Annotated in this window: 9 protein-coding genes; 4 read left to right on the forward strand and 5 right to left on the reverse strand. The window is 71.4% G+C overall.

Annotated features, from left to right (window positions below; genetic code table 11):
• Positions 1-447 (reverse strand): winged helix-turn-helix domain-containing protein (locus G3I40_RS28715; RefSeq protein ID WP_164305375.1); only part of this gene is annotated, 447 nt, incomplete at its 3' end.
• On the opposite strand from G3I40_RS28715, the gene G3I40_RS28720 reads away from it, so the two are divergent.
• Together G3I40_RS28720 and G3I40_RS28725 are read left to right on the forward strand one after the other, a co-directional pair.
• Positions 446-1,405: a DMT family transporter gene (locus tag G3I40_RS28720; protein ID WP_164305377.1), complete on the forward strand. Its 960-nt coding sequence runs from the start codon at positions 446-448 to the stop codon at positions 1,403-1,405. The genes G3I40_RS28715 and G3I40_RS28720 overlap by 2 nt on opposite strands.
• 84 nt (positions 1,406-1,489) lie before the next feature.
• A complete protein-coding gene (locus G3I40_RS28725; RefSeq protein ID WP_164305379.1) occupies positions 1,490-1,684 on the forward strand; it encodes a DUF1918 domain-containing protein in 195 nt (64 codons plus the stop codon).
• Here the strand turns inward: G3I40_RS28725 and G3I40_RS28730 are convergent, their stop codons facing one another.
• Positions 1,685-2,902 (reverse strand): family 10 glycosylhydrolase, encoded by a 1,218-nt coding sequence (locus G3I40_RS28730; RefSeq protein ID WP_343245044.1) that lies wholly within the window; start codon positions 2,900-2,902, stop codon positions 1,685-1,687.
• A 167-nt stretch (positions 2,903-3,069) separates the two neighbouring features.
• Here G3I40_RS28730 and G3I40_RS28735 point away from each other — a divergent pair, with 167 nt between their 5' ends.
• Entirely contained in the window at positions 3,070-3,930 is an 861-nt protein-coding gene (locus G3I40_RS28735) for a 3-hydroxybutyryl-CoA dehydrogenase (RefSeq protein ID WP_164305383.1), read from the forward strand.
• Between the two features lie 183 nt (positions 3,931-4,113).
• The gene (locus G3I40_RS28740) at positions 4,114-4,371 is read left to right on the forward strand and encodes a hypothetical protein (protein ID WP_164305385.1); all 258 of its coding nucleotides are present in this window, start codon (positions 4,114-4,116) and stop codon (positions 4,369-4,371) included.
• 13 nt (positions 4,372-4,384) lie between these two features.
• Here the strand turns inward: G3I40_RS28740 and G3I40_RS28745 are convergent, their stop codons facing one another.
• The 3 genes from G3I40_RS28745 to G3I40_RS28755 form a co-directional block, all read right to left on the reverse strand.
• Positions 4,385-4,915 carry an NUDIX hydrolase gene (locus tag G3I40_RS28745; protein ID WP_164305387.1) on the reverse strand — a complete coding sequence of 177 codons (531 nt, stop codon included), beginning with the start codon at positions 4,913-4,915 and terminating at the stop codon, positions 4,385-4,387.
• Between the two features lie 72 nt (positions 4,916-4,987).
• Complete coding sequence (locus G3I40_RS28750) at positions 4,988-6,337, reverse strand: transcriptional regulator (protein WP_164305389.1); 1,350 nt, start codon at positions 6,335-6,337, stop codon at positions 4,988-4,990.
• 262 nt (positions 6,338-6,599) lie between these two features.
• Positions 6,600-7,331 (reverse strand): PP2C family protein-serine/threonine phosphatase (locus tag G3I40_RS28755; RefSeq protein WP_164305391.1); only part of this gene is annotated, 732 nt, incomplete at its 5' end.

Below are 7,331 nucleotides of genomic sequence, written 5' to 3' on the forward strand. Positions count from 1 at the left end.
CCGGTCCCACGCACCGGGCCGCCGTCCGGCACGGGCGAGCGCGGCGGACATCGCACCGGTGGGCTGGAGTGCCTGGTGCAGATAGCCGCCGTTGAACTCGATGACTCCGGGCGGCGACGCGGCCAGCGTCACCAGCACCCCGGAGGCGTCCACGGCGCGCGGCACCACGTCGGTGGCGGAGTCGGCGCTCAGCGCGACCTCCTGCCAGGACGTGTCGCCCGCGGGCCCGGCGGCGCGCGGCGCGGCCTTGAAGGCACCCGCGCCGGGCCGGGTGACCACGAGCCCTTCCGCGGCGAGCTGCGCGAGCGCCCGCGAGACGGTCACCGGACTGACGCGGAACCGCTCGACGAGCGCCCGGCTCGACGGCAGCTTCTCACCATCTGAGTAGCGCTTCAGCTCCCCTTTGAGCTGTTTCGCCAGTTCACCCACGCTGCTACGCTCGTGCATGAGGACTGAGGATAGCGCTACCGAACACAACGCGATAGCAGTCGCCGAGCGGACCGCGGCAGGCGGCACGGCGGGCACCGCGGCGGTCACCCGCCGTTCCCCGGCCGGTTCCGGAACGCTCCTGGCGGCTCTCGGCGTCACCGCGTTCTCGCTCACCTTCCCCGCCACCGCCTGGGGCCTGGAAGGCTTCGGCCCCTGGTCCCTGGTCGCCGTGCGCAGCGTGCTCGCGGCCGCGATCGCCGGTACGTGTCTGCTCGCCCTGCGGGTTCCGGTACCGGACCGCCGGCACTGGGCGGGGCTCGCCGTGGTCGGGGCCGGCGTGGTCCTCGGCTTCCCGCTGCTCACCACCCTCGCCCTGCAGACGGCGACGACCGCGCACTCGGCGGTGGTCGTCGGCCTGCTGCCGCTCACCACGGCCGTGGTCTCTTCGCTGCGCACCGGGGCCCGGCCCTCCCGCGCCTTCTGGATCGCGGCGTGCGCGGGCGCCGCGGCCGTGATCGCGTTCACGGTGCAGCAGAGCGGCGGCGCCCTCACCAGGGCCGACCTCTACCTCTTCGGCGCGCTGCTGATCTGCGCGGCCGGGTACACGGAGGGCGGCCGGCTCGCGGCGGTCATGCCGGGCTGGCAGGTCATCGCGTGGGCCCTGGTGCTGTGCCTGCCGATCGCCGCGGCGGGCACGGGCGTGGCCCTGTCGTACGAGCCGGTGCACCTGGGCGGGCACGCGCTCGCGGGTCTGCTGTGGGTGGCGGCGGGCTCGCAGTTCCTCGGCCTCGTCGTCTGGTACAAGGGCATGGGCCTGATCGGCATCCCCAAGGCAAGCCAACTCCAGCTGGCCCAGCCGCTGTTGACGCTCGTGTGGTCGGTGTTCCTGCTGGGCGAGTCGCTGCCGGTCGCGGCGCCGGTCACGGCGGTGGCGGTCCTCGTGTGCATCGCCGTCACCCAGCGCGCACGCGGGTAGGGCCTGTCGCCCCGGGGTCCCAACTGCGGTGCCCGGCCCTAGACTTGCCGCAACTCACGGGCACGGCGAGGGGGGTCACTCCTGATGCGCGCAATCGTTGGCGACCGGCTTCTGGTGCACGGCCGGACCGTCGGACAGCACGACCGGCTGGCCCGGATCATCGAGATCCTCGGCACCGACGGCGGTCCACCGTTCCGCGTCCGGTTCGAGGACGGCCACGAGGCGATCATGTCGCCGGGCCCCGACGCGGTCGTCCGCCCCGGGGCCGGCCAGGAGTGATCATCCCGCGTAGTGGTCCTGGACGACCCGGGCCATGGCGCCGATCAGGTCCTGGCCGACCTCCTTCGCGGAGAAGAAGACGTGCCCGCGCACCTCGGGGAAGCCCGCCGCGTACATGAGGTGGCGGGACAGCTCGGCCGGGTCCTGCCAGGCGGCGGGCTGCGCCGGGTCGCCCGCCTTGTAGAGGGCCTCGCCGACGTAGAGGCGGACACCGGTGCCGCGTACGGCATCGGCCCACCACGGCACGAGCTTCGCGTAGTCGGCGGCGGCGAAGCCGATGTTCCAGTACACCTGCGGGCAGATGTAGTCGATCCACCCCTCGCGCACCCACTTCCGGGTGTCCGCGTGCAGGTCGTCGTACGTCTGCACGCCGGCCGCCGTGTCCGAGCCCTTCGGGTCGGTCGCCTTGTTGCGCCACACCCCGAACGGGCTGATGCCGAACCGGACCCCGGGCCTGACCCGCTCGATGCGGCGTGCCGTCTCCCGCACCAGCCGGTCGATGTTGTCGCGCCGCCAGGCCGCCCGGTCCGGGAAGGAGCCGCCGTGCGCCGCGAACGCCGCGTCGTCGTCGAAGGTCTGGCCCGCGACCGGATAGGGGTAGAAGTAGTCGTCGAAGTGCACGGCGTCGATGCGGTACTTCCGCACGGCGTCCAGCATCGCGTCCTGCACGAAGCGCCGGACCTCGGGCAGACCCGGGTTGTAGTAGAGCTTCCCTCCGTACGGGACCACCCAGTCGGGGTGCAGGCGCGCCGGGTGCGTGGGGATCAGCCGGCCCGGGTCGGTGTGGTTCGCGACGCGGTAGGGGTTGAACCAGGCGTGCAGCTCCAGGCCGCGCCGGTGCGCCTCGGTCACCGCGGTGCCGAGCGGGTCCCAGCCCGGATCCTCGCCCTGGGTCCCGGTGAGCACGTCGGACCAGGGCTCGTACGGGGACGGCCACAGGGCGTCGGCCGTGGGCCTGGCCTGGAAGACCACCGTGTTCAGGCGGCGGCGTACCGCCGTGTCCAGGTGGGCGATCAGCTCGGCGCGCTGGGCGGCCGCGGTCAGGCCGGGACGCGAGGGCCAGTCCCGGTTCGCGACGGTGGCAAGCCACATACCGCGCATTTCCTTCGAATTCGGCCGACGCCGGGATCCGGTCGCCGCGACGGCGTCCCCCGCCGTGATGCCCGCCAGGGTGAGCGCGGCCCCGACCGCGAAGCCGCGTCGCGACAGACGTGAGATACGTCCCATGGTTCCCCTCGTGTTCCTGTGCCACGGTGTGGACCGGATGAACAGCCGTTAACCCGGGCTCCACCCCTCCCATGTCTACGGGGTAACGTGCAGATCCGGAAGACCCCGATTGCCGGCGACCCCGGACGAACTGCGAAAGGCACGAGGTGACGGACACCTTGACTGACATCACACGCGTCGGAGTGGTGGGCTGTGGCCAGATGGGCGCGGGGATCGCAGAGGTCTGCGCCCGCAGCGGTCTGGACGTGATGGTGGCCGAGACCACCGGGGAGGCCCTCGAGATCGGCCGGACCCGGCTGCTCAACTCCCTCGCGAAGGCGGCCGAGCGCGGCAAGATCTCCGAGGAGGAGCTGGCGCAGCCCCAGGAGCGCCTGACCTTCACCACGGATCTGGGCGAGTTCGCCGACCGTGACCTCGTCATCGAGGCCGTCGTGGAGAACGAGGGCGTCAAGACCGAGATCTTCCAGATCCTCGACCAGGTCGTCACGCGCCCCGACGCGATCCTCGCCTCGAACACCTCGTCCATCCCGCTGGTCAAGCTGGCCGTGGCGACGTCCCGCCCCGATCACGTCATCGGCATCCACTTCTTCAACCCGGCCCCGGTGCAGAAGCTCGTGGAGCTGATCCCGGCGCTCACCACGTCCGAGGGCACCATCAGCCGTGCCCAGGCGCTCGTGGAGAAGATCCTCGGCAAGCACGCGATCCGCGCCCAGGACCGCTCCGGCTTCGTGGTCAACGCGCTGCTCGTGCCGTACCTCCTCTCCTCCATCCGGATGTTCGAGTCCGGCATCGCCAGCCGCGAGGACATCGACAACGGCATGGAGCTGGGCTGCGCCCACCCGATGGGCCCGCTCAAGCTCTCGGACCTGATCGGCCTCGACACGATCGCCTCCATCGCGGACTCGATGTACACCGAGTACAAGGAGCCGCTGTATGCCGCTCCCCCGCTGCTGCAGCGGATGGTCGACGCGGGCCGCCTCGGCCGCAAGTCCGGCTCGGGCTTCTACACCTACGCCTGATCACCCAGAGTATTCGCCGAGCGGGCCCGGTGTTCTTCGGAACACCGGGCCCACTGCGTTCGCACGGGGTGCGCGCGGGTGACTCGCATATGCCCTCCGCACACGCTCCCGCCGCGCCTACCAGGCGAGTTGACTTCCGATGCGCACAACAGGGATGTGCCGACTACGGAAAGGAGCCGACTAGTGACCACCGACCCGGAGCATCCCGTGGTCCCCGAAGAACTCGCAGAGTTACGCCGCGCATTCGAGGTGGGACTGACCCGTATCGACGGCCAACTGGCCCTGCTCGCTCACCGCGACGACCAGACCGTCAAGGATCAGGACGACCTCAGTACGCGGATCAGCGCGCTGGAACACACGCGCTGGCCCCTGCCGGCGATCGCGGCACTGACCGCGGTAGGGGCACTGGTGATCGCGGTATGGCAGGTGATCGGCCACTAGCGTGCGGGAGGCGCTAGCCAAGCCGGAGATGGTGCAGGAGCAGTAACGCGGCCGCCATGTTGGCGGCCGGGACCTCTCCTCGAGTGATCATGTCGGGGACGAGTTTGAGTGGGACCCATTCCCTGCGGTCCGATTCGAAGTCGTCCTGGGGGTGGCCGATGTACGTTCCCTCGTCGGTCCAGTAGATGTGGTGCCGGGCGTCCGTGAGGCCGTTGGACGGCTCCACGCTCAGCAGGTGCCGCAGTGGTCCCGGCCGCCAGCCGGTCTCCTCCTCCAGTTCCCGGGCAGCCGCGTACGCGATGTCCTCGCCGTCCTCGACGACGCCCGCCGCCAGTTCCCAGCCCCAGCTGTCGGTGATGAAGCGGTGCCGCCACAGCAGCAGCACCTCGTTGGCCTCGTTCACCACGGTGGCGACCGCGACGGGCCGCATCCGAATGAGGAAGTGATCGAGGTGCCGGCCGTCCGGTAGGGCAACGTCTGCCAGATTGACGCTGAACCACCGGTTCTCATACACAGTTTGTTCGTTCTGTTTCGTCCACTGCACGGTTCTGCCACCTTCCGCCGATTGGATGGCAATATCGCAGCAGTGGCGTCCTCGGGCGTCCTACCTAAGGGCTCAGAGTGGTACGCGCAGCGCCCCGTCGATCAGCTCGGCGGCCTCGGCGGTGCCCGCACAGCCGCTGCGCATGAGGTGCTCGCGCACCGCCCTGAGTCTGTCGCGCAGGCGCTGGGACTCCATCCCCCGCGCCGTTTCCGCCATTTCGACGGCGGTGGCCACGGCCTGTTCGGCGTTGCCCTGTCTGAGCTGGATCTGGCTGAGCACCGCGAGCCGGTGCACCCGTCCGCGGTCGTGCGCCGGAGTGTGCACGGCCTCCGTGGCGTGCTCCCGGGCGGCGTCGTAGTCACCGAGGCTCAACAGGGCCTCCGCGACCTGTACGTTGACGAATCCGGGCTGAACGTATCCCGTTTCGTCCGGTTCGTGCCCGCGCCGGATCCGGTCCGCGGCGGACTCCGCACGCCGGATGCACTCCAGGGCGCTCGTACCGTCGCCGAGGTGTGCGTACGCCTTCGCCTGCATCGCGTACAGGTCGGAGGCGAGCGCCGGAGTGATGTGCCGGCCCGCGGCGCGCAGTGCGGCCTCGGCGAAGGCGACGGCCTGCCGGTACTCGCGCATGTGCAGCGACTGGTTGACGAGAAGCGCTATCACGTACGCCCCGAGCCCCCTGTCCCCACTGGCCTTTGCGAGCCTGAGGGCCTGGTGGAAGTAGCGCTGGGCGAGTCCGTGCGCGTCCGAGTCGTACGCGCAGATGCCCGCGATAGCCACCAACCCGCCTGTCGCACGGTGCAGTTGACGGCCCGTCGCGTCCGTGTAGCTGCCGCGCAGCAGCGGCGCCGCCTCGCTGTTGAGGAATCCGATGATCCGGGTCCGCGTCGCGATGCCGCCCGCCTTGCGGTACATCTGCTCGTAGTGGGCGCGGGCCGAACGCATCATCTCGATGTCGGCCGGGCTGACCAGGAGACGTCCGCCGCGCGAGACGTCGGTGTCCTCCGGCGGGTTCTCCCACTCCCACACGGGCATCACGGCGGGGGTGCCGGTGACGGCCGGGGCGTCGAGGATGTGCCGGCGCTGCTGCTCGTCCGAGCGCCACAGCGCGGTCGCGCGCTCCACGAACCCGGACAGCCCCGAGGCCGCCGTGCCGTGCGAGGCCGCCGGTTCACCGGGGATGCCGAGACCGATGTCGTCGAGCGTGACGTGCCGCTGCAGCCGTCCGGCGAGCACCTCGCAGATCAGATCGGGAACCTGGCCGCGCGGCCGCTGGCCCTTCAACCAGCGGGCCACCGCGGTGTGTTCGTAGCGCAGAGCGAGGCCGCGGGCCTTCCCTGCGTGGTTCACGTGCGCGGCGAGGCCGGCGTGGGAGATCCCGGCCTCGTCGAGAATCGCGTCGAGCAGGGTGTTGGGCTGCATGGATGCCTCCGTCGGCAGGACCCCGATGTCGGCAGCCTAGTCCCGGCGCCTTCACACGGGGTGTGATCGGAATGCTCAACTCCACACCGCGTGCACTCTGTTGTGGCCGGATTCGACCCGCTTGACTGAACTGCCTCGCAAGAGGCCGGCCGGGCCGCCGGCTCCCCCTCGTACAGTGCGGCGGCCCGATCCCGCGTCGTCCGCCCGCTCGCCTGCCCGACAACTCCGCGGCGGGCGGACGACGCCCCCCGCGCAGGAGAGGTCAGAGAACGGTGTGGGCGCTGCGGACCACGGGCTCACCGTGCTGGACGGGTACGCGCCTGCGGTCGTTGCGGAGCACGAGCAGCGCCGCGTCGTCGCTGGGCGGCCCGGCGACATGGCACAGGAGCCGGGCGTACACCGCCTCGATGACGGCCTTCGGCACCACCGTGCGGCCGCGCACCGCCTCGGCGAGCGTGGCCTGCAGCGGAAAGAACCGGCCATGCGCGTCCCGCGCGTCCTCGATGCCGTCGGTGTGCAGCAGGAGCCCCTCCCCCGGCAGGATCCGTCCGCAGCGCACGGGGACGAGCTCGGCCGGCAGCGGGAACGGGCCGAGCGGCGGCATCGGGTCTCCGCCGGTCATCGGTTCGACGCAGCACGGCGCACCGGGCCGCAGCAGGTACGGCCAGGGGTGTCCGCAGTTGAGCGCGTACACCACGCCGTCCTGCCGGATCTCCAGCAGCAGCACGGTGACGAACTCCTCGGCGAGCGGGCTCTCGGGCTCCCCGCCACCGGCGGCCGGGTGCTCGTCGCGGCAGCGCTGGCGCAGGTGCCGGGCGTGCGCCCGCTCCAACCGCCGCAGCACCCGCCCGAGTTCGTCCTCGTCGTGCGCGGCCTCGCGGAAGCTGCCGAGGACGGCGCCGACGGTGGCGAGCGCCCCGAGCCCGTGCCCACGGACGTCGCCCATGACGATCCGTACCCCGTGGTCGGTGGCGACGACGTCGTAGAGGTCGCC

Source organism: Streptomyces sp. SID14478, from assembly GCF_010548525.1.
In the GTDB taxonomy this organism is placed as follows: domain Bacteria; phylum Actinomycetota; class Actinomycetes; order Streptomycetales; family Streptomycetaceae; genus Streptomyces.

What these genes read in the sequence shown, in the direction of transcription:
- G3I40_RS28725 (WP_164305379.1), top strand. Translation starts at nt 1,490, where the DNA reads ATGCGCGCAATCGTTGGCGACCGGCTTCTGGTGCACGGCCGGACCGTC.
- G3I40_RS28720 (WP_164305377.1), top strand. Translation starts at nt 446, where the DNA reads ATGAGGACTGAGGATAGCGCTACCGAACACAACGCGATAGCAGTCGCC.
- G3I40_RS28750 (WP_164305389.1), bottom strand. Translation starts at nt 6,337, where the DNA reads ATGCAGCCCAACACCCTGCTCGACGCGATTCTCGACGAGGCCGGGATC.